20 protein-coding genes and 1 pseudogene are annotated in these 21,053 nt (G+C 72.4%); 7 read left to right on the top strand and 14 right to left on the bottom strand.

All coding sequences use genetic code 11. From position 1 onward, the window contains the following. Positions 1-19: 19 nt before the first annotated feature. From OG519_RS13525 to OG519_RS13535, 3 genes and pseudogenes are all read right to left on the bottom strand, one after another. Positions 20-1,024, bottom strand: coding sequence for a hypothetical protein (locus OG519_RS13525; protein ID WP_405582957.1), 1,005 nt, complete (start codon positions 1,022-1,024; stop codon positions 20-22). Positions 1,025-1,456: 432 nt separating this feature from the next. Beyond that, entirely contained in the window at positions 1,457-2,368 is a 912-nt protein-coding gene (locus tag OG519_RS13530; protein ID WP_405582959.1) for a M56 family metallopeptidase, read from the bottom strand. A 278-nt stretch (positions 2,369-2,646) separates the two neighbouring features. After that, positions 2,647-3,036, bottom strand: a pseudogene (locus OG519_RS13535) (BlaI/MecI/CopY family transcriptional regulator); the annotation flags it as partial. A gap of 207 nt (positions 3,037-3,243) precedes the next feature. Here OG519_RS13535 and OG519_RS13540 point away from each other — a divergent pair. Further along, a complete protein-coding gene (locus OG519_RS13540) occupies positions 3,244-3,948 on the top strand; it encodes a DedA family protein (protein WP_405582961.1) in 705 nt (234 codons plus the stop codon). Positions 3,949-4,402: 454 nt separating this feature from the next. Here OG519_RS13540 and OG519_RS13545 read toward each other — a convergent pair whose 3' ends face one another. Beyond that, positions 4,403-4,954 (bottom strand): YceI family protein, encoded by a 552-nt coding sequence (locus OG519_RS13545; protein ID WP_405582963.1) that lies wholly within the window; start codon positions 4,952-4,954, stop codon positions 4,403-4,405. A 202-nt stretch (positions 4,955-5,156) separates the two neighbouring features. Between OG519_RS13545 and OG519_RS13550 the strand changes: the two genes are divergently transcribed. Then, positions 5,157-5,663, top strand: coding sequence for a MarR family winged helix-turn-helix transcriptional regulator (locus OG519_RS13550; protein WP_405582965.1), 507 nt, complete (start codon positions 5,157-5,159; stop codon positions 5,661-5,663). Between the two features lie 467 nt (positions 5,664-6,130). Here OG519_RS13550 and OG519_RS13555 read toward each other — a convergent pair whose 3' ends face one another. From OG519_RS13555 to OG519_RS13570, 4 genes are all read right to left on the bottom strand, one after another. Then, positions 6,131-7,240: a PucR family transcriptional regulator gene (locus OG519_RS13555; RefSeq protein ID WP_405582967.1), complete on the bottom strand. Its 1,110-nt coding sequence runs from the start codon at positions 7,238-7,240 to the stop codon at positions 6,131-6,133. Positions 7,241-7,586: 346 nt separating this feature from the next. After that, on the bottom strand, positions 7,587-7,874 hold the full coding sequence (gene tatA / locus OG519_RS13560; protein WP_405582969.1) for a Sec-independent protein translocase subunit TatA: 288 nt from the start codon (positions 7,872-7,874) through the stop codon (positions 7,587-7,589). 354 nt (positions 7,875-8,228) lie between these two features. Then, positions 8,229-8,498 carry a DUF6295 family protein gene (locus OG519_RS13565; RefSeq protein ID WP_405582971.1) on the bottom strand — a complete coding sequence of 90 codons (270 nt, stop codon included), beginning with the start codon at positions 8,496-8,498 and terminating at the stop codon, positions 8,229-8,231. A 2-nt stretch (positions 8,499-8,500) separates the two neighbouring features. Then, on the bottom strand, positions 8,501-9,265 hold the full coding sequence (locus OG519_RS13570) for a dienelactone hydrolase family protein (protein WP_405582973.1): 765 nt from the start codon (positions 9,263-9,265) through the stop codon (positions 8,501-8,503). 49 nt (positions 9,266-9,314) lie between these two features. On the opposite strand from OG519_RS13570, the gene OG519_RS13575 reads away from it, so the two are divergent. After that, complete coding sequence (locus OG519_RS13575) at positions 9,315-9,911, top strand: MarR family winged helix-turn-helix transcriptional regulator (protein WP_405582975.1); 597 nt, start codon at positions 9,315-9,317, stop codon at positions 9,909-9,911. Beyond that, positions 9,904-11,640 (top strand): MFS transporter, encoded by a 1,737-nt coding sequence (locus OG519_RS13580; protein ID WP_405582977.1) that lies wholly within the window; start codon positions 9,904-9,906, stop codon positions 11,638-11,640. Before OG519_RS13575 ends, OG519_RS13580 begins: the two co-directional genes overlap by 8 nt. Positions 11,641-11,781: 141 nt before the next feature. Here the strand turns inward: OG519_RS13580 and OG519_RS13585 are convergent, their stop codons facing one another. The 3 genes from OG519_RS13585 to OG519_RS13595 all read right to left on the bottom strand — a co-directional run bounded on the left by OG519_RS13585 (position 11,782) and on the right by OG519_RS13595 (position 14,732). Further along, a complete protein-coding gene (locus tag OG519_RS13585) occupies positions 11,782-12,237 on the bottom strand; it encodes an SPW repeat protein (protein WP_405582979.1) in 456 nt (151 codons plus the stop codon). Between the two features lie 216 nt (positions 12,238-12,453). After that, complete coding sequence (locus OG519_RS13590) at positions 12,454-13,293, bottom strand: TetR/AcrR family transcriptional regulator (protein ID WP_405582981.1); 840 nt, start codon at positions 13,291-13,293, stop codon at positions 12,454-12,456. A gap of 41 nt (positions 13,294-13,334) precedes the next feature. Beyond that, positions 13,335-14,732: an MFS transporter gene (locus tag OG519_RS13595; protein WP_405582983.1), complete on the bottom strand. Its 1,398-nt coding sequence runs from the start codon at positions 14,730-14,732 to the stop codon at positions 13,335-13,337. A 321-nt stretch (positions 14,733-15,053) separates the two neighbouring features. On the opposite strand from OG519_RS13595, the gene OG519_RS13600 reads away from it, so the two are divergent. The 3 genes from OG519_RS13600 (at position 15,054) to OG519_RS13610 (ending at position 17,788) form a co-directional block, all read left to right on the top strand. After that, a complete protein-coding gene (locus OG519_RS13600; protein WP_405582985.1) occupies positions 15,054-15,716 on the top strand; it encodes a DNA polymerase ligase N-terminal domain-containing protein in 663 nt (220 codons plus the stop codon). Then, positions 15,713-16,822 (top strand): non-homologous end-joining DNA ligase, encoded by a 1,110-nt coding sequence (gene ligD / locus OG519_RS13605; RefSeq protein ID WP_405582986.1) that lies wholly within the window; start codon positions 15,713-15,715, stop codon positions 16,820-16,822. Before OG519_RS13600 ends, ligD begins: the two co-directional genes overlap by 4 nt. Positions 16,823-17,299: 477 nt before the next feature. After that, positions 17,300-17,788 carry a DUF5709 domain-containing protein gene (locus tag OG519_RS13610; RefSeq protein ID WP_405582988.1) on the top strand — a complete coding sequence of 163 codons (489 nt, stop codon included), beginning with the start codon at positions 17,300-17,302 and terminating at the stop codon, positions 17,786-17,788. 125 nt (positions 17,789-17,913) lie between these two features. Here OG519_RS13610 and OG519_RS13615 read toward each other — a convergent pair whose 3' ends face one another. From OG519_RS13615 to folE, 3 genes are all read right to left on the bottom strand, one after another. After that, positions 17,914-18,528 (bottom strand): NUDIX hydrolase, encoded by a 615-nt coding sequence (locus OG519_RS13615; RefSeq protein ID WP_405582990.1) that lies wholly within the window; start codon positions 18,526-18,528, stop codon positions 17,914-17,916. Next, on the bottom strand, positions 18,525-20,057 hold the full coding sequence (locus tag OG519_RS13620) for an MFS transporter (protein ID WP_405582992.1): 1,533 nt from the start codon (positions 20,055-20,057) through the stop codon (positions 18,525-18,527). The genes OG519_RS13615 and OG519_RS13620 overlap by 4 nt, the downstream gene beginning before the upstream one ends. A 226-nt stretch (positions 20,058-20,283) precedes the next feature. Then, a complete protein-coding gene (gene folE, locus OG519_RS13625; protein WP_405592710.1) occupies positions 20,284-20,811 on the bottom strand; it encodes a GTP cyclohydrolase I in 528 nt (175 codons plus the stop codon). Positions 20,812-21,053: the final 242 nt, after the last annotated feature.

Below are 21,053 nucleotides of genomic sequence, written 5' to 3' on the forward strand. Positions count from 1 at the left end.
ACGGCAACGGGCTTACGGATTACGGCTGTTGTTCCGGCGGGGTGACGAGAAAAGTCCCGTACGGGTCGACGTCGGCGCGGTGGTCCAGTGTGGGCAGGTCGTGCCCCGGGAGACCGGCGAGTTCGATCGCGGAACGTCCGGAGGCGTGAGCCGAACCGAGGGACTGGCCGTTGGCGACCGCGGCGTAGAACTGGGCGGCGTACGTGATCGCGTCCTGGTCGGCGACGCTGTCGGACATGCCGATGGCGAAGGGGCCGACCTCTGCGACCAGGCCGGGGGTTTGGGCAGCCGAGCCGCAGGAGTTGAGCAGCACCAGGAGGGGTGGGGCGTCGGTAGCCGCGAGCGCGCGGGCGAAGGCGCCGGCGGAGACGACCGCGCCGCCGTGGAAGGCATCGGTGTCGTACTCGAAGACGATCAGGTCCTCGCCGCTGTGGCCGGAGAAGTGCACGACGTGCGGCCGGAATCGGGCGAGGCCGTCCAGCAGGTCGCCGGTCGTCGCCGAGGGGCGCAGGTCGATCTCCACCAGGTCGCGGTGCAAGGCGCGTTCGACGGCGGCGCGGATGCGGGTTGCCTCCCGGCCGATCCGTAAGTCGCCCTCGGCGGAGGCGGCGAGCATGAGGATGCGCAGCTTTTCCGGTTTTGGGGCGCGGAGTTCGCGGATGACCTGCTCCATTCGGGCTTCCGTAGTGGCGAGGCGGCCGGTCAGCGTCTCCCGTTCCGCCCCCTCCGCGCGGGTGACTTGGGCTTGGAGGGTGAGGATCTCTCGCTGGTACGACGTGGCTCGGCGCAGCCAGGAGTCGGCGTCTTGAGCGGCCCGCGCGGCTTCTCGTTCGCGGAGGCCGGCTTCGCGCAGGTGCTGCGCGGAAACCAGTCGGTTGCCGGTGCCCGCCGCGACGGCCCGCGCTTTTGCCGCGGCACCCCGCTTGGCGGACTCCCGCCCCCGGAACTCCCCGACCATCCGCTCGGCCTCGGCGAGGCGCTGCCGCGCGAGAGTCAACTGGGCCTGGAGCGAGGTGGGATTCACGCGTCCCCCGGTTGTGAGCGCTTGCCTCAGCATACGGTGGGGCTTCGCGTCACCGGGGCCGGAAGCGGCGACCCGCGGGTAGGCGACGTCGCGCAGTTCCTCGCGCCCCTAGCGGGGCGATTCCCTTGCACGCAGGGTGCGCGGGTAGCCCTGACGGGGCTCGGGTCGGGTAGGCGGAGCCCCGGAGCGCCGGCAGGACAGAGCACGACGTACCCGCAGAGACCGACTCCCCGAGCGGACCACAACCCAAGGAGGCGCTGGGGGTACCCCCAGGCGAAGCTCTGGGGGGAGGAACTGCGCGAGCAACCACCACACACCCGCACACAACCGTCCACCGAACCCACCACCACCCCAGGGGCGCGAGGAACTGCACGACCAGCCACGACGTGCCCGCAGCCGACAACGCACCGGAGAGGTGGTCACCCGGGAGCGCTAGCGTTCGGCCTGCGCCACCTCAATCGTGCCGTGGAGCTCGTGCGCCGCCTCCAGCGCGCACCCCGCGGAGAGGGTGAGGCAGGCCGCCAGGACCGCCGCTATCGCCCGCGGCGCGGGCGGAGCGGGCCGCGCCGCCGGCGCCAGCAGCGCGGCGACCCGCCGCGGAACCGGCCCCGCGGCCACGGAGAGAACCGCCCCGCTCGGCCGAACCGTGGCAAGCGCCGCCCGCCCGATCGCGCGCGCCGCGAGGCGCCGATCCCCCACCGCCACCGCCGCCGCCTCGTCGGCCCACCGCTCCAGCGCGTACGAGAGCGGCCCCCGCAGGACCCGCAGCGCGGGATGGCACGCGCAGGCCAGCGCGAGGGTGGTGAGGAAGAGGTGGTGGCGCCCACTCAGATGCGCCCGCTCATGCGCGAGCAACACCTCCCGTTCCGCCGGGTCCAGCGCCCGCAGCATCCCGCTGGTGACCACGATCCGCCCGGGCCGCCCGGGCAGCGCGTACGCGTCGGGACCGGCGTCGGGCAGTACGGTCAGATCCCCCACCGCCGTACCGGCCGCCGCGGCCGCCCGCCGGGCCCGCGCGGGTTGTACGACGTGGCGCCGCCCGGTCCGCACCAGCGCCACCGCGACGGCGGTGAGCACCACGGCGGCCAGGCACGCGGCCGGTACGGTCACCTGATCACCGACCACCGGCAGGACGAGGTGCCCGAGCGCGGCCACCGGCGGCAACCGCAGCGCCCCCGCCCCGGCCAGCAACGCCAGCGCCGCGGTACTGCACACGGCGAGCGCCGCCGCCGACCCCGCCAGCAGCCAGGCCGCCGCACGCGGGGGCAACGCATCCGCGAGCCGCCGGGCGGAAGGCGCGGCCAGCAGCGGCAAGAGCAACGGCACCCACACACTGAGGTTCACGAGTGCCGCTCCCCGCCGGGCTCCGACGAGCCCTCGCCGCCGTCCCCCACCGGCTCACCCGGGGAGGTCCGGGGACCGTCGGCCGCGTCGAAGCCGGCCACAGGACGCGGAAAACGGCCGGCCGCCGTACCCCCGGCACCCGAACCGCCGTCCGCCACGTCACCCGCCGACGCGTCACCCACCCCTACGGACCTGGACGGAGCAACGCCGCCGGCCACATCGCCGACGGCCGCCGAACGCCCGGCCCCACCCCCGTCCGGCGCCGCCCCCGCCCCCGGCTCCCCCTCCCACAGCAACTCCCGCAGCAGCGCCTCATCCGCCGGATTCAGCCCGGAGACAAAGCGCGCCAGCACCGTCCCCCGGTCGTCGGACGCCGACTTGTCCAGCTCCGTACGCATCCGCCGGGCGGCGAGTCCCGGCGAGTCCTGGACCGGGAGGTAGGAGTAGCCACGGCCGGCCCGGGCCCGGCTCACCGTGCCCTTTTCGTAGAGCCGGGCCAGGATGGTGGTGACCGTGGTGCGCGCGAGGTCGGTACCGAGGTCGCGTTGGACCTCGGCAGGCGTGAGCGGGCGGCCGCCGGCCGCCCACAGGGCGGCGAGCACGCTCGCCTCGAGTTCGCCCGACGGGCGGCGGGCCGCGCCGCCTTCCGGCCCTGGCAGGTCCGGCATGGATCGCTCCTTCCCGCTCGTTCGCCTACAGTGCTGTCGACCGACTACATCACTGTAGTCGGCAGGGTACCCCGACCCAGCGACGACCCGCCCATGGACCCGACCATCGACCCGACCCTGACCGACGCACCGACCCGCGCCCCGATCTACGCCCCGACCGACGCACTGACCCACCTACCCGACCCATTATGAGAGGGCACCACCGCCATGCCGCTGCCCATGCTCGACCAGGCCGTGAACGTGCTGGACGCCACGTCCCTGCTCTCCTCCTTCGGCGCGCTCGGCATCGCGTTCGTGATGTTCGCGGAAACGGGTCTGCTGATCGGCTTCCTGCTGCCCGGCGACTCGCTCCTCTTCACCGCCGGGCTGCTCTGTGTCCCGAGGGCGTCCGACGCGGTGCACCTCTCCCTGTGGCAGGTGCTGATCGCCGCGGCGACCGGCGCGCTCCTGGGGGCGCAGGCCGGATACACCATCGGGCGCCGGGCCGGTTCCGCCCTGCTCGCCAGAAGCCGGAGCCGCAAGCTGCACGAGGGCGCCGACCGGGCGGCGGAGCTGCTCGACCGGTACGGGCACGCGAAGGCCGTCGTCCTGGCGCGCTTCATCCCGGTGGTCCGCACCGTCCTCAACCCGCTGGCCGGCGTACTGAAGGTGCCCGCCCGCACCTTCGTGCTGTGGCAGGTGGTGGGCGGCACGGTGTGGACGGTCGGGCTGGTGCTCGGCGGGTACGCGCTCGGCTCGTCGATCCCGCACGTGGATACGTATCTGCTGCCGATCGTCGCGCTGATCGTCGTGGCGTCGCTGACCCCGCTGGCGCTCGAACTGCGACGCGGCCGCAAGAGGTCCAGTCCCGCCGCACCCGAGGAGCAGCCCTCGACCCCCACTCCCCCGGTCAAATCCTCCGAACCCCTCTGACCCGGCGCACGGCGTTGGGCCCCGCGGACCTGTCCGCGCGGGGGAAGCGGGCCCAAAGGGTGGCGCTGGGGGCGGAACTACGCCGACCAGCCACAACGCACCCGCACCCGGCGAAACCGCGCAAGGGTCCGCCACCGCCCCCGCCCGCCGGCGGCGGCACGCCGATGAACGGAGCAATCGGCCGGGGCCCGCGCCCCCAGGTGCGATTGTCGGATCGGCGCACCCGGCCCCCGTACCGTCCGTCACCGTCGTCCTTCCCCTACGGCGGTGGCGGTCGTACGTGCGTCAACGTGGTCGTGGGTGCGGCGCCCGCCGCGAGTCCGGTCGACCGCAACCGCGGCGGGCGCCGCTGCGTCACGGGTGCCGGCGGAGGAGCCGGCCCGGCGGGAGACGACGAACGGCCGCCGACCACGCCCGAGGGCGTGGCGGCGGCCGCCGGGAGAATCGTTACGGCTCAGGCCTGGGCCTGCACGGCCTCGACCTCAAGGGCGATACGGACCTTGTCGCTGACCGCGGCACCGGCGGCGCCACCGGTCACGCCGAACTCGGTGCGGCTGATCTCGGTCGCGGCGGAGAAGCCGGCGATCGGGCTGCCGTCCTGGCCCTTGCCGAAGCCGTTGAGCTCCAGCTTGAGGGTGACCGCCTTGGTCACGCCGTGCAGCGACAGCTCGCCGTCGACCTCGAAGAGCTCGGAGGACTGCGGGCGGACCGCGGTGGAGGTGAAGGTCAGCTCCGGGAACTGCTCGACATCGAGGAAGTCGGCGCTGCGGACGTGGTTGTCGCGCATCTCGTTGTTGGTGCTGACCGAGCCGGTCTTGATCACCGCGGTGACGGTGGAGTCCAGCGGGTCCTCGGCGGTGACGATGGTGCCTTCGAAGGTGGCGAAGTGCCCGCGGACCTTGGAGACACCGAGGTGACGGACGTAGAAGGAGACGTCGGAGTGCACGGCGTCGATGGTCCAGGTACCGGCGACGTATCCGTCGATCACGTCGGTCTGCGTGGTCATGGCGAGAGCTCCAAAGGGGGACCAGGGTGTGGAAAGTGCTGCGCGTACCGCACGTACCGCGGGCACGGGTGCCGCGGTCGCGCGGAGCGCGCGAAGGTGCGGGTGGGGCGGGCGGTGCGGGTGAAGCTGGAAATGCTTGAGCTTTCACGGAAACCTTAGCGCACATGGGGTTGAGAGTTCAACCACCCGTATGCTGGGTCACATGAGCGATGTGCGGTGGCTGACGGAGCGGGAGCAGGAGATCTGGCGGGCCTACCTGGCCGCGAGTGTGGAGTTCGGGGCCCATATCGACCGGCAGCTGCGCCGGGAGTCCGGCATGCCCATGGCGTACTACGAGATCCTGGTCCGGCTCTCCGAGGCGCCGGACCACTGCTTGCGGATGAGCGAGCTGGCCAGTGCGTCGCTCTCCTCCCGGAGCAGGCTCTCACACGCGGTGTCGTCGCTGGAGAAGAACGGCTGGGTCGAGCGGCGGCCGGCCGACGGGGATCGGCGCGGGTGGGTGTGCTCGCTGACGTCGGAGGGGTATGCCACCTTGGCGGCGGCGGCGCCTGGGCATGTGACGACGGTGCGGGAAAAGCTTTTCGATGTTTTGACCCCGGAGCAGTTGGAGACGTTGCGGGAGATTGGGGTGGCGATCAGTGCGGGGCTGAAGGCCGACTGCGAGGATGCCTGCGGCGCTTCGGCGGGCGAGGAGCCTTGCGAGGCTTGACGCTCTGACCGGTCCCGCGGCGAGCGTTTCCGTCTCATCCGGGCCGCAGCTTGCGTCGTGGCTGGTCGCGCAGTTCCTCGCGTACGGTTCCACCGCCGGAGCGGATCCGGTGGGGGGCTTCCGTGCCATTCGGGCTGCGGCTGCGCTGTGGCTGGTCGCGCAGTTCCCCGCGCCCCTTTGGGCCCGGGCCCGCCGCCCCGAAGCTTTGCGGCAACCTCGGAGTGCCTGAGCGGATCCAACGGGGTGCTTCCGTCTCATCCGGGCTGCGGCTGCATTGTGGCTGGTCGCGCAGTTCCCCGCGCCCCTTTGGGGCACAGGTACGCGGCACCCCCGAGACGCCAAACAAAGCGCCAACTCCGGCCCCCCAAGGGGCGCGAGGAACTGCGCGGGCAACCACGACGGGCCCGCAGGCCGGGAGCGACCGCGCCCCCCGCCGGGAAGGCAACCGCGCCCCGGGGAGGGGGAGGTTAGAGGGGGCGGGTGGGCCAGTTCATGAGGCGGGCGCCTAGCGCGGCCGTCTCCAGGGTGTACCGCTGCAACGCGTCATCAGGGTCAAACCCAGTCAGCGCAGCGATCCGCTCCAACCGATAAGAAAGCGCCCGCACACTCAGGTCCAGCCGCCGCGCGGCCTCCGCCCCGATGTAGCCCGCCGCCGCGTACGCCGTGATCGTCTCGAGCAGCGGCTCCGCGCCGCCCCGCGCGTGGGCCAGCGGCCCCAGCACCGTACGGATGAGGTCGGCCATCGCCGCCCGGTCCCGCAGCAGGACCGGGAAGACCACCAGTTCCGCGGCGTTGAGGACCGGCGCGGTCAGGCCCAGCCGGTCGGCGAGGTCGAGCGCGCTGAGCGCCTCCTCGTAGGAGCGGACCACACCCGGCGCGCCGCTGTGCGGGCGGCTGACCGCGACCCGGTGGCTCGCGGTGAGCTTGACGAACGCGTCCAGCACCGCCTGCTGCGTGGTCGGCGCGATACACACCAGCCGGCCGTCCTTGGGCGCGATCAGCGCGTCGTGGTCACCGAACCGCCCGGCCAACTCCCGCTCCACCCGCTGGACCAGCGGATGCGTACGGTCGTAGGTCTGCCCCTCGGGCGCGGCCGAGACCGCGACCAGGTGCCGGTCCGCCAGCCGCAGCCCGTACCGCTCGGCCTGCTCGGCGATCTGTCCGGGGTCGCTGCGTCCGTAGAGCAGCGCGTCCACGAAAGCCCGGCGCTCCGCCTCCGCGCGGTGGACGGCGTGGCGCTGGGCCCGGTCGTGGCCCTCGGCGAGCGCGGCGATACCCGTTTCCAGCGCGGTGAGTACGGCGCTGCCGACCCGGCGCAGTTCGGCCGCGTCGTGCGCGGCGGTCACCCCCGGCAGGTGCGGCCAGGCGCGGCGGGCGGCGGCGAGGTGTTCCGCGGTGAGTTCCCGTAAGGCCAGCCCGGAGTTGGCGGCCTGCTCACCGAGCACCCGCCGGCTCTCCCGCTCCGCCCGGCTGAGGGTGCGACAGCTTCGGGAGACCTCCGCGAGCGCCTCCGGAAACCCCGCGACGAACTCCGGGGGCACCGCGTGCGCGGCCGCCCCCAACCCCGATGCCCCCACAGGCCCCCCACTGTGCCACCCGGTTCACTCGCCCGAAACCCGGACGTCCTGACATGAACGTACCAAGTCAGCCGGGCCCGGACGGAGGGAGGTCCGGGGCGGCGTCGATCCGTACTACTGCATCCGCTCGGCCCGCTCGGCCGCGCTCGATCGCCCGATCATCCGCCGGTACGCGGCTGGTCGCCGCGGCGAACCCGCACCATCAGGGGCGCTGGGGCTACCCCGAGACGAAGCCCTGGGCAGGGAGCGCGCGAGCGACCGGCCGCCGGCCGGTGGTCCGGCGACGGCGGCAGGGAGCGGCCCGGGCGGTCCGGTCGGCCCGGGGCACGCCGGCCGCCCCTCCGGACTACTTGACGCTCGAGTGCTGCGGCTCCGCCTTCGCGGCGCCGGCCTCGTGCGCGGGGACCACGTCGCTGGGGGTGATCGCCTCGGGGGCCTGGACCGTCGAGGAGGCCGGCGCGCTGCCCGCGGCGGGCGTGTCGTCGGTCTTCATCGCCTTGGCCTCGGACTTCAGGATGCGCATCGACTTACCGAGGCCGCGGGCGGCCTCCGGCAGCTTCTTGGAACCGAAGAGCACGATGACGACGATCGCCACCACGATCAGGTGCCACGGCTCCAGCCCGTTTCGCAACATGGGATCCTCGCTTCGTTAAGGGTCGACCGCTCACGCTTCGACTTCCGCATTGTCGCCCGAAAGCCATGGGTCACGACACTCGGGTACTCAAAGCATGCGCAAAAAGCTCGTGAACGGGAAGCCCTGACCGCCCATGGACTCGATCATCGGGGTCGATTCGTGGTGCCATATGGGTTCAATTCATACTTTACGGGTCGCCTGGACGGCCCCTCGACAGAGCCTTGGCACACCCCGCCGACCCGGGCACCGATGACGGCGGCCCGGGGACCGCGTCCCCGGGCCGCCGTCATGGTTCGCCGGCCAAACGGCCCGTACGGTCCGGACTGTCCGTACGGCCTCAGCGAATCCCGCGCCTCACGCCCGCTGCATCTCCGCCGGCACCGCGTCCAGCGCCTCCTGGATCGCGGCCACCAGCTTCCGCGCGGAGTCGGCGGTCAGCTCGACGGCGACCCGCGCCGACGGGCCCTTCGACGGGTCGGTGAAGTCGATGTTCAGGGTGTGCTCGGCCATCGCGTGGACCGGGTGGTCGAAGTAGACGGTCACGTCGGAGACATGGAACCAGGAGCCGTTCGGGCCCTTGGCACTGCCGTCGATCTCGTCCTTGACGGTGAGGTAGGTGCACATGGTCAGCTCCCGAGGTGGCGGCCGAAGAACGTCTCGATCCGCTCCCAACCGTCGTTGGCGGCGGGCACGTTGTAGCTGGGGCGGTCCACCGCGAAGAAGGCGTGGCCCGCGCCCTCGTAGCTGTGGAACTCGAACTCCTTGCCGAGGTCGGTCAGCCGCTGGTCGAGCTCGGCGACCTGCTCGGGGCTCGGGTACTGGTCCTCGGCGCCGAAGAGGCCGAGCAGCGGTGCGCCGAGGTCGGGCAGCTTGTCTACGAGGGTGGTGATCTTCATCGGGAAGCCCTCGGGGACCACGCCGGTGACGAAGGCGCCGTAGCAGTCGACGGCCGCGTCGACCGGGGTGCTGCACGCGGCGAGTACGGACTGCCGGCCGCCGGAGCAGTAACCGATCGTGCCGACCTTGCCGTTGGAGGTGGACAGCGAGCGCAGGTGGGCGGCGGCGCCGGCCACGTCGCCGACCAGCCGCTCGTCCGGCACACCGCCGTTGGCGCGGCCGACCGCCGCGGCGTCGTCGGGCGCGGCACCGGGGGCGTCGCGGTGGTAGAGGTTCGGGCAGATGGCGTCGTAGCCGAGTTCGGCGAAGCGGCGCGTGATCTCCTTCGAGGCCCGGTCGTAGCCGGGCATGTGGTGGATGACGACGACGCCGCCCCGGGTCGTCTCACCCTCGGGGCGGGCCAGGTACGCCTCGATCCGGTCGTCGCCGTGTCCCGCGATGCTGATCGTGGTCGCGGTCAGGGAGCCGGTGGGGGAGGTTGAAGATTCACTCATGACGTCAGCTATACCATAAGGCTGGACTGCTAAGTTTATACTGAAGATTATGTCAACCAGCCGCGCCGGAACCGGCGGTCCGACCGGCCTTCCCACCGGCCCTCCCGAGCAGGCCGCCCCCGCGGAACCCGCCCCGACCGGCCTCGTACGGACTGGCGCCGCCCCGGACCCCGCCCCGCCCGCTGCCGCCCTCGCGGAACCCGCCCCGGACCCCGCCGGGGACCTCGCCGCGCGGACCGCCACCGAGCTGCGGGCCGCGCTCGGCCCGCTGGTGCGCCGGCTCCGCCAATTCCGTCCTGACGGCGAACTCACCCTCTCCCAGACCTCCGCCCTGGTCCGGCTCGACCGGGACGGCCCGGCCACCGCCTCCGAACTGGCCGCCGCGGAAGGCATCCGCCCGCAGTCGATGTGCACGATCGTCGGCGCCCTCCAGGACCGCGGCCTGGTCGGCCGTGACCAGGACCCGGCCGACGGCCGCCGGATGGTCGTCTCGCTCACCCAGGCCGGCCGGGAGGGACTGCACGGCGCCCGCCGCGAGCGGGCCCGCCGGCTGACCGCCGCGATCGCCGCCGAACTCACCCCCGCGGAACAGGAGCGACTGGCCGCCGCCATCCCGCTGCTGGAGAGGATCACCCCCCATGTCTGAGGCCGCCGGGGCCGCGTCCCCCGCCGTCGCCGGAGGCGCGGACCGCCCCGAGTCCGCCGGCTCCGCCCAGGGGTCCGACTCCTACAAGTGGCTGGCGCTGTCCAACACCAGCCTGGGGATGTTCATGGCGACGGTCGACTCCTCGATCGTGATCATCTCCATGCCGGCCATCTTCCGCGGGATCCACCTGGACCCCTTCGCCGCCGGGAACATCAGCTATCTGCTGTGGATGATCATGGGATATCTGCTGGTCACCGCGGTCCTGGTGGTCAGCCTCGGCCGGCTCGGCGACATCGTCGGCCGGGTCAAGATCTACAACCTCGGCTTTGTCGTCTTCACCCTCGCCTCGGTGGCGCTCTCCTTCGACCCGGCGCACGGCGGGAAGGGCGCGATGTGGCTGATCGCCTGGCGGATCGTGCAGGCGCTCGGCGGCGCGATGCTGATGGCCAACTCGGCGGCGATCCTCACCGACGCCTTCCCGGCCAGGCAGCGCGGCATGGCGCTGGGCATCAACCAGATCGCGGCGCTGTCCGGGCAGTTCATCGGCCTGGTGCTCGGCGGACTGCTCTCCGCGTGGGACTGGCGGGCGGTCTTCTGGGTCAATGTGCCGGTCGGCGTCTTCGGCACCATCTGGGCGTACCGCTCGCTGCGCGAGATATCCGCCCGCCAGCCGGCCAGGATCGACTGGTGGGGCAACCTCACCTTCGCGCTGGGCTGCGGTCTGATCCTGATCTCCATCACCTACGGCATCCAGCCCTACGGCCACGACACCATGGGCTGGACCAGCCCCAAGGTGCTCACCGGTCTGATATCCGGCGCGGTCCTGCTGATCGTCTTCGGGATGGTGGAGACGAGGGTGGCGCAGCCCATGTTCGACCTCGCGCTCTTCCGCAACCGGCACTTCGCGGCGGGCAACGCGGCGGCGCTGCTGGCGTCGGTCGCCCGCGGCGGGCTCCAGTTCATGCTGATCATCTGGTTGCAGGGCATCTGGCTGCCGCTGCACGGCTACGACTTCGCCGACGCGCCGCTGTGGGCCGGCATCTTCCTGCTGCCGCTGACCGCGGGCTTTCTGCTCGCCGGGCCGGTCTCCGGCACGCTGTCCGACCGGTTCGGGGTGCGCTGGTTCACCACCGGCGGCCTGGTGCTCTTCGGCGCCAGCTTCGTCGGGCTGCTCCTGCTGCCGATCGACTTCCCGTACTGGGCGTTCGCGCTGCTGGTGCTGCTCAACGGGATGGGTTCCGGGATGTTCTCGGCGCCGAACACCTCGGCGATCATGAGCAGTGTGCCGGCGTCCACCCGGGGAGCCGCCTCCGGCATGCGGTCGACCTTCCAGAACTCCGGTACGTCGCTCTCCATCGGTGTCTTCTTCTCACTGCTGATCATCGGACTGGCCAACCGGCTGCCGGGCGCGCTGGAGGCCGGGCTGCGGGCCCAGGGCGTACCGCCGGGGGTGGCGCACCAGGCGGCCGGACTGCCGCCGGTCTCCACGGTGTTCTCCGCGTTCCTCGGCATCAATCCGATCGAGACGCTGCTCAAGCCGTCCGGCACGCTGGCCCGGCTGCCCGCGCACAACCGGGCGGTGCTGACCGGCAAGGAGTTCTTCCCGCATCTGATCTCGTCGCCCTTCCACCACGGTCTGATCATCGTCTTCGCGACCGCCGCGGCGATGTCCCTGCTCGCGGCCACCGCCTCGGCGCTGCGCGGCACCCCGAAGACGAGCGCGCCCTGAGACCCGGGGGCGGGCGGGAGTCCCGGGAGTCCCGGGAGTCCCGCCGGCAGGAGGCCCGGCATGGGTGTGGGCGGCCCCTGAGCGGGGCCGCCCACTGTCCGGCGGGTCATGCTGCCGTCAATACGTCCCTGCGGACGTATGTCAGGATCGGCGGCTGAGTCGCCGGGTCGCCATCAGACCGAGGGCCATCGTGGCGAGGCCGACGAGGACCGCCACACCCCCGGTGAACGAGTTGTTCCAGATGATCTTGTAGAACACCGGATGCCCGGACACCACCCAAGGGGCGATGATCGTCCACACACCGATCGCCGCTACGACCCAGCCGAGGCCGTGGGCCCGCTCGAGGACCGACCCGAAGCTGAAGCCCAGCACGGCGAGCGCGATGCCCATGATCAGGTTGGTCACCCGCAGGCTCTGGCTGAAGTTCTGAAAACCGATCACCCAGGGCGAGATCGCCAGGTAAAGGCCCGTGATGATGCACAGGCCCTCCAGCATGTTGCTCACCGGCTTGTGCGACATCGCCGTGTGCCGGTCTCGCAGGGACACCAGGTCGGGATGGGTGTCCAAATGGGACGTGTCGGTCGAATGGGTGGCCATTCAAGCCACCTCCTTCGTTCCATGTCGGAAGTGAAGTTCATTTACGGCCGAGTTGGTCCCGACCGCTCAGGCCACCGGACTTCGCCGGGCCCCCGGATGTCGTCCGGGCTTCTAGCCCCGGAACTCACACATCCACCAATTCACTGTAAAACCGACATTAGGGATACGGCCACCCGAGCGGTCATCGGCTTCTCGAGTGACCGCCAGCCGACGGGCTCAGCCTGCGGCGGGGCCCGTTTCCGGCAGGCCGGCGGCCGGTCGCCGCACAGGGTTCCTGGGGGCCGCGTCGAAGAGCACGGTGGCCGCCGCACGGGCCGCGGTGGCGGCCGACGGGTCGCGGTCCATCCGGCCGGAGAGCACCGCGCCGTCGTAGAGCAAGTGCAATTGCTGCGCGAGCACTTCGGGCTCGGCCGCGCCCGCCTCGGCGGCGAGTTCGGTGAGCAGCGCGCGCATCCAGCCGCGGTGGTCGTCGGAGACGGACTCGATGGCGCCGCCGGGGTGGGCCTCGGCCGACGCGGCGACGAAAGCACAGCCGTTGAATCCCGGCGCGGTCACCGTCTCGCCGGCCGCGTCGAAGACGCCGAGCAGCCGCTCCCGGGGGGTACGGAAACGGGTCAGGGTCCGGTTGACGCGCTCCTCGACCCGGTCGTGGCGGCCTTCGAGATAGGCGCGGACCAGCCCTTCCTTGTTGCCGAAGGCGTTGTAGAGGGACGCCTTGGCGACCCCGGCGTGCTCGATGACCCGGTCGATGCCGACGCTCTGCACACCGTCGCGGTAGAAGAGATCGTTGGCGGCGGCGAGCAGGCGGTCGCGGGCGGAGGGTTTGGCCTGGGCCTTGCCCGCGGGGGCCGGGGCCCCCTTGGCCCCGGCCTTGTTCCCGGCCTTGGCCGCGGACCGCTTGGGCGTGGTGGGGGCGGCGGGCCCGGCGGGCGTGGGGCGCACTCCGGTCGCCGCCGGCGTGTTGGGTGTCGTGGGCCGCGTCGCCGACCGCTCGGCGAGCGCCGCCGCGGCGGGCTCGGCCGGGCCCGGGTTCCCGTCGGGTGTCCTGGTCACCATGTCCCTCATCCCCATCAACTGGTCAGACAGGTCTGTCTAGCTTAGCTCTCAGCGGCCGGCCGGGCCGCCTGTTCCGCGGCCTCCGCCCCTGCCGCCACCGAAGCGCGGGCCGGCTCACGGATCGGCTCTGGCTGACGGACCGGCCCACGTACGGGCTCGGCGGCGGTCGCCGGGCCGGCCGGCTGTCCGGCGTCCGCCAGCGGTCCGGCGCCGGACCTGGCGACGATCCGCCCGGTGGCCCGCGGCGTACGGTCCCCGCTGAGCAGCAGCCCGGCCAGCGCGGCGGCGGCCAGCACGACCACCGCGACGCCGTACTCCCGCGCGGTGTCGAGCAGCCCGCCGCCGTGCACCACCAGCACACCGCCGATGACCGCGGGCACGCCCATGCCCAGGTACGACACCACGTAGAGCAGCGACAGCACCCCGGCCCGCTCATGCGGCTCCACCAGCGGCACCACCAGCCGGATACCGCCCTGGAAACCGCCGCCGAAGCCCACACCGGCCACCGCGGTGCCCACGAAGAAGCCGGTCACCGAGGCCGTACCGCCCGCGCCGGAACCGATCGAGAGCAGCGTCACCCCGACCCCGACGATCAGCGAGATCACGCCGAGCACCATCACCGTACGGGTCGGCGTGGCGCGCAGCACCAGCACGGACAGGGCGCCGGCGGCGGCGAAGACGAAGAGGCCGAGGCCGCCGTAGACCACCGAGTGGGAGTGCACCAGGCCGGCGGTGATGCCTGGTGCGAGCGCCCCGTAGAAGCCGGCCAGCGCCCAGACCGCGAAGAGCACCGGGGCGGCGATGGCGACCGACCCGCGGGCCGCGCGCGGCAGCCCGATGTCGGGCTTCATGCTGGCCAGCGCGCCGCGCTTGCGGCTCACCGACTCCGGCAGCGCGACCAGGCCGAGCGCCTGGAGGGCGAAGACGCCGAGCAGCAGCAGATAGACCAGGTGCGTCGGCGACGGCAGGTACTGCACGACGATCCCGGAGATCAGCGCGCCGGTGGCGGTGCCGGTCGCGGGGGCGAAGGAGTTGGCGACCGCGCCGCGCACCCGGTCGATGTCCAGCAGCCCGGCGCCGATCGCGCCGAGCGCGGCGCCGGTGGAGACACCCTGGACCACCCGCGCGGTGAGCAGCGCGTCGACGCTGCCCGCGGTGGCGAAGACCACCATCGCGGCTGCCTGGCCGGCCAGCGCGGCGAAGAGCACCGGGCGGCGGCCTATGTGGTCCGAGATCCGGCCGAAGACGAGCAGCGCGGCGAGGACGGCGAGTGCGTAGACGCCGAAGACGACCGTGGTGGTGATCGGCGAGAAGCCCCATTCCCGTTGGTAGACCGCGTAGAGCGGGGTCGGGGCGCTGGACGCGGCCAGCAGCGCCACCACGATCGAGGCGAGCAGGGTGAGGGAGGCGGTGGGACCGAATCGGAGGCGACTGGACACGGGTGGCTCCTGGTGCCGGAGGGTGACGCCGAGCGGAACGACGTCGGGGATGAGATTAGACAGACCTGTCTGTTGAAGTCAAGTTGTTGGGCCTTTGGGCTGATGGGGGTCGTGTCGCGATCCCACTCTGATGCCGGGTCAGACCGATCTGTCTAGACCGAGTGCCCGAACTGTCCGGTTTACCGGTCGGCCGGGATGGAGAGGCGCTGAGAGGCGGGTGAACGGAACGGCCCGCGAGCGATCAGACAGTGATCCGCGTACTCCGCGAGCGACCTGAATCGGATCCGAGCGCGCGCGAGAGGTGACCGGAGGGAGACGGTGGTGGCCCCCAGGGATTCGCTGGACGAGTACCGGCGCAAGCGGGACTTCGCCAGGACCGGCGAGCCGGACGGACCCCGGGCGGGTGCCGAGAGCCAGGCGCGGGCCGGCGCGGACGACGGCGGCGGCGGCGATGGCGACGGCGGACACCGTTTCGTCGTCCAGATCCACGACGCGAGCAGCATGCACTTCGACTTCCGGCTGGAGGTCGACGGCGCCCTCAAGTCGTGGGCGGTCCCGAAGGGCCCGTCGCCCGATCCGCAGGTCAAGCGGCTCGCGGTGCCCACCGAGGACCACCCGCTGGAGTACCGGCACTTCGAAGGGGTCATCGCTCAGGGCGAGTACGGCGGCGGGACGGTGATCCTCTGGGACGAGGGGCACTTCAGCAACCTCAGCAGGGACCGGCGTTCGGGCGCGGAGATCCCCTTCGCCGACGCCCTGCGCAAGGGCCACGCCTCCTTCCGGATGAACGGCGCCAAGCTGCACGGCGGCTACGCGCTCACCCGGATCCGCAACAACCGCGGCGAGGGGGAGGTGTGGCTGCTGATCAAGGAGGCCGACCGGTCGGCCAAACCGGGCGGCGCCACGCCCGACCCGGAGCGGGCCCGTTCGGTACGGACGGGGCGCACGCTGCGGCAGGTGGCGGCGGCGGAGGCTGAGGGGTGAGCCCCCCGAGGGAGCGGGCGCCCGACGCCGGGGCCGACGTGCGGGCATCGTCCCGGGCCCGGGGCACCGACGAGCCCGCCCTGCCCGCCGACCTCGCCCGGCTCCCCGCCGTCGAGAAGGTACGGCTGCGCCCCGCCCCCGAGGACCGGCTCGCGCTGGCCGACCACCCGATGCTCGCCACCCTCACCGGGCGGCCGCCCGCCTTCGACGAACGCTGGCTCTTCGAGCGGAAGATGGACGGGGTACGGGCCCTGGCCGTACGCGACGCCGACGGTGTCCGGCTGGTCTCACGTACCGGCCGGGTGATGAACAGCACCTACCCCGAACTCGTCGAGCTGCTGGCCGAGCAGGCGTGCGGCGACTTCGCGGTGGACGGTGAGATCGTCGCGCTGCGGGACGGCCGTACCGACTTCTCGCTGCTCCAGCAGCGGATGGGCCTGACGGATCCGCGTGCGGTACGGGCCAGCCCGGTCACCGTCCACTACTACCTCTTCGACCTGCTCGGCATCGACGGCTGGGACACGACGGGCCTGCCGCAGCGCACCCGGAAGACGCTGCTGCGCGGCGCCCTCGCCTTCCACGGCCCGCTGCGCTACACCACCCACCGCAACCACTCGGCCAACGACGCCAGGCTGCTGCGCGACGCGTGCGCCAAGGGCTGGGAGGGGCTGATCGCCAAACGCGCCGACGCCCCGTACCAGCACCGCCGGACCACTCACTGGCTCAAGCTGAAGTGCGAGGGCGGGCAGGAGTTCGTGATCGGCGGCTTCACCGAGCCGGCCGGCAGCAGGACCGGCTACGGCGCGCTGCTGCTCGGCTACTACGACGAGCGGCGCCGGCTGCGTTACGCCGGCAAGGTCGGCACGGGCTTCAACGAGCGAACGCTGCGGGCTCTGCGCTCCCGGATGGACGCGCTGGAGCAGGCACGGTCTCCCTTCGCCGATCCGGTCCGTGAACGCGCCCCGCACTGGGTCGCGCCCGAACTGGTCGCCCAGGTCGGTTTCACCGAGTGGACACGGGACGGCATGCTGCGGCATCCGCGCTTTTTGGGGTTGCGGGATGACAAACGACCTGCCGAGGTCGTGCGGGAGGTGCCGCCGGGCTGAGCGGTGCGGTGCCTTTGGCGCGTCCGCTTTTAGCGCCGCTTCCCCTACCCGGGCAAGTCCACGGTGCCCTTCGCCCCTGGCGGGGACGGGGGAGACCCTTGCGGGGCTTCGCCGGCTGCGGGTGCGCTTGGGCTGGTCGCGCAGTTCCTCGCGCCCCTTTTGAGCCCCGCTTCCCCCGCTCCGGGCAAGTCCACGGTGCCCTTCGCCCCTGGCGGGGACGGGGGAGATCCTTGCGGGGAATCGCCGGGTGCGGGTGCGGTGGGGCTTCTCGCGCAGTTCCTCGCGCCCCTTTTAGCCCCGCTTCCCCTGGCCCCGACAAGTACACGGGGCCCCGGCGGGAGGTCGGCGGCGGCTTGGGGCAGGTGGATGCGGGCCGGACCGGTCTGCGGGGACTTTGTGGGGGTGGGACAGGGGCTGGGCAGGAGGGGCTTTAGCGTAGAAGTGCACGGCTGGCGTCACAGGACCTGGAGGATGGGCATGCCCGAGGACGAATTGATGGGCGACGAGGTGTATCAGCCCGACGGCTCCGAGGTACAGGACGACGAGGGGCTGCTCGACCCGCTCGACACCCTTGAGGACCGGGGACTCGAAGACGACGAGGACGAGGGCTACTCACCGCCGGAGCGGCCGCTGGGCGTCAACCGCTTCGGTGTCACCGCCGAGGAGCAGCGCAGGGGCGAGTCCCTCGACCAGCTCCTCGCCGAGGAGGAGCCCGACGTCGCTCCCTTGTGGGGGGACGGGGTGGGCGACTCCCTCACCGACGGCGAGGTCGTCGACCCGGAGGTGGGCGAACTCCGCAGCGGGCGGCTGGTCTCCCACGACCCCGGTGTCCCGCTGGCCGAGGGCGAGAGCGCGGATCTGTGGGCGACCGACGTCGGCATCTCGGGCGGGGCGGCGTCCGCCGAGGAAGCGGCGATGCATGTGGTCGACGATCCGCAGAGCGTCACCTACGACAACGACTTCTGACCGCCGCCGGTCAGGCGGGCACCGACAGCGGTGTCCGCCTGACCGGTGTGGTCCGCGCCGCTGGGCGATCCAGCGCCGCTCAACGATCCGGCGTCGCCCGCCGGTTCAGCGCCCCGCCCGGCGGTTCAGTGCCGCCCGGCGGTGGCGACCAGTCGGCGGCCGTGCTTCTCGATGATCGTCTCCACCGCGAAGGTGAGCCGGCGCGACCGGGCCTCGCCGAGGGAGAGCCAGACCGGGGATTCGCCCTCGTCGTTCACCGTTACTTCTGGGGCGGCGGTGACATCGAGAAGATAGGCGTGCCACAGATGTGCGTCGGAACCTCTTCTGCAACTGTCTCCCCGCAGGCGCTCACTGGCGATGTGCTCAAGGTGGCCGGCCCGGATTCCGACTTCCTCCATGAGTTCGCGGGCAGCGGTGACGTCCGGGGTTTCACCCCGGTCCACATGGCCCGCGGGAACCGTCATCGAGAACGGGAAAGCCACCCTTTCGAAGAAAAGAAAGCGGCGTGCCGGATCTCGGACGAATACGCCAGCGCTTTCGTGCCAGTACTCACCGACCTCGTCGGTCCACCAGGAAATTCCCGGGTCGATGATCAGCGCCCGGGCCGAGTGCCTGCCGCACACCCGGCAGACGCACTCCTTTCTGCCGCCGACGGTGCACCATTCGACGGCGGCCGCACGGCAGTGCAGACAGTATTCGCGATAGGCGTTGTCCACGGGTTGCAGAAAGTCGATTCTCATTCGGACCTCCGGCCGAGCGTTTCGGCGGGCGCCCCGGGGTCCGGCCCGCACCGCCCGGGCGCGGCGGCCGGTCGGTCGGGGGCCGCCGCGCTGACGCGGTGGGCGGTGACGAGCAGCAGACCCGAGGCGAGCGCCGTACAGCAGAGTGTCGCGGCGGCGGTGCCGCTCCAGCCGGTGTACCCCACCACCAGGCCGAAGACCGGGGGGCCGGTCAGAATCCCCAGGCTGCCGAACTGGACGAGGGCGCCGTTGGCGAGGTTGACGTCGGCCGGCCCGCGGGCGACGGCCGGTACGGCGGCGAAGACCGCGGAGATCAGCAGCCCGTCCACCAGCAGGACGACCACCGCGCCGCCCAGGCCGGCGGCGGACGGCACGGCGGCGGAGAAGGCGGGGACGCAGCCGAGCGGCATCAGCGCGGCCAGCGGTACGAGGGCTTTGACGGGGACACCTCGGCGCAGCAGCCGGCTGGCGAGCAGACCGCCCACCGCGCTCGCGGCGGCGACGACCGCGACGACCGCGCCGGCCGCCGCGGCACTCTGATGCCGCACCTCGACCAGAAACCTCGGCAGTATCACCACCACGGCCACCCCGATCAGCGACAGCAGGGCATACGCCCCGGCCAGCACGCAGAACCGCCCCACCGCCTCGCCCCACCGCTCGTCCCCGCGGCCGGCCCGTCGGCGCCGCGACCCGACCCTCGCCGCCTCCGCCGCCCCCGTCGCCCCCGCCGGGCCGGACCGCGACCCGGGCCGGGGCCGGGCCTCGGACCGCGGCCGAACCGTGCCCGCGACCCGAAGCCGCCGTGCCGCCGCGCGCAAACCCGCCGCCGGCCGGGAGCCGGGCACAGGCTCGCCCGCGGACCGGGGCCGGACCCCTCGCTCCGACCCAGGCCACCGCACCGCCGCCGCGATCGCGCCGGCCACCGGCGGGGAGTCCGGCCGGGGTCGGGCAGTGGGCTCGTCAGCGGGGCCGGGCGCGGAAGCGGAACCGGGGGGCGTTGGTGGCGGGGTGGCCGCGAGGAAGTAGGCCGCCAGCAGGAGGGGGCCGATCGCCGTGACGGCGAGCCAGCCGTGCCAGGTCAGCGCCGCGCCGAACGCCCCGCCCGCCGCCGCCGCGACGGCCAGTCCGGTGGGGACGCAGGTGCCCCACAGCGCGAGGGCCGCCGCCCGCCCGCGCCCGCTGGTCATACCGGTGAGCACGATCGGCCCGGCCACGAAGACCAGCAGATAGCCGGCCCCCTCCACCGTACGCAGCGCGAGCAGCGGCAGCCACGAGTCGGCGAGGCCGCTGAGGCCGGCCGTGACCGCGATGACGACGAGGCCGGCCGGCAGCGCCCGGCCGGCGCCGAAGCGGCTGGTCCACCACCCGGCCGGAATGCCGAACACCGCACCGACGGCCGTTATGAAGGAGGTGGCGCAGGCGACCGTGGAGAAGGACAGGCCGAACGACGACTGGACGGCGGAGCTCACCGGTGAGACCGCGCCGAGTCCGATGGCGGCCTGCACACCGGCGAGCCAGGTGGCGGCCACCCGACGGCGGGTCGCGGCCGCCCGACGGCGAACCGGGGCCGCGTGCCGTCGGGCCTTCCGGGGCGCGTCCGGCGTGGCGCGGCCGGGACCGCTTCCATAGCTGCGGAGCAAGGGTTCTCCCGTTGGGGGGCGCCGCGGCGGTCGGCGGGGGCGCCCCACCGGCCGCCGCGGCGGTCTGCTCGCCCGGGTGGCGGGCGACGCGCGCCGCCCGCCACCCGGGCCCGGATCACTCGGCCAGTCCGTACTTCCCCAACAGCTCCTGGTGGCCCGCCACATAGGAGGTGTCGGTGATGACGGTCTGGTCGGACGGCCCACGGCTGCACATGCACATGTGCCGGCCGCTTGACGTGACCCGGACCGCCTGGGCACCGCCGGAGGACATGATCTCCTCGGCGATCTCCTTCACCAGATACTCCTGGATCTGGAAGCGACGGCTGTACGCCTGCACCAGCCGGGGAAATTTGCCGAGCCCCAGAATTCGGTCGCCCGGTACGTACGCGATGCTGATCTTTCCGAAGAAAGGCAGAAAGTGGTGCGCGCAGATGGAGAAGAAATTGGCGTCGTGCACCCGGACGACACCGGCGTGTTCTCCCTCCACCAAGCAGGTCGTCTTGAGGATCTTCGAGGGGTCTGTCTCGTAGCCGCTGAGCAATTCACGGTAGGCGCGGATGATGCGGTCCTCGCACTCCGGTCCGTTGTACCAGCCGAGCGCTCTCTCGTCGGTGGTCACATTCTGCTTCAGCCATTCCGCCATGGTCACGGTGGGACCTCCGTTCCGTTCTCGCCAACAGGCCCAGAGGGGCCCGGATGGAGTAATGCCGACTGTCGCGGGAAAACCGGCCTTTGGAAAGACCTTGTCCCGGCTGTCACTCCACCAGCGCAATGACGGGATGATCCCACCATCGGGAGAGCGGTGTCCCGGCCGCCGGAGCACACGACCGCGCCCCGCCGGGCGCACCGGCGGGGCGACGGGTCTCGGGATACTTCGGGAAACCT

Origin of the sequence: Streptomyces sp. NBC_01190, from assembly GCF_045039895.1 — a bacterium.
Lineage (GTDB): Bacteria > Actinomycetota > Actinomycetes > Streptomycetales > Streptomycetaceae > Actinacidiphila.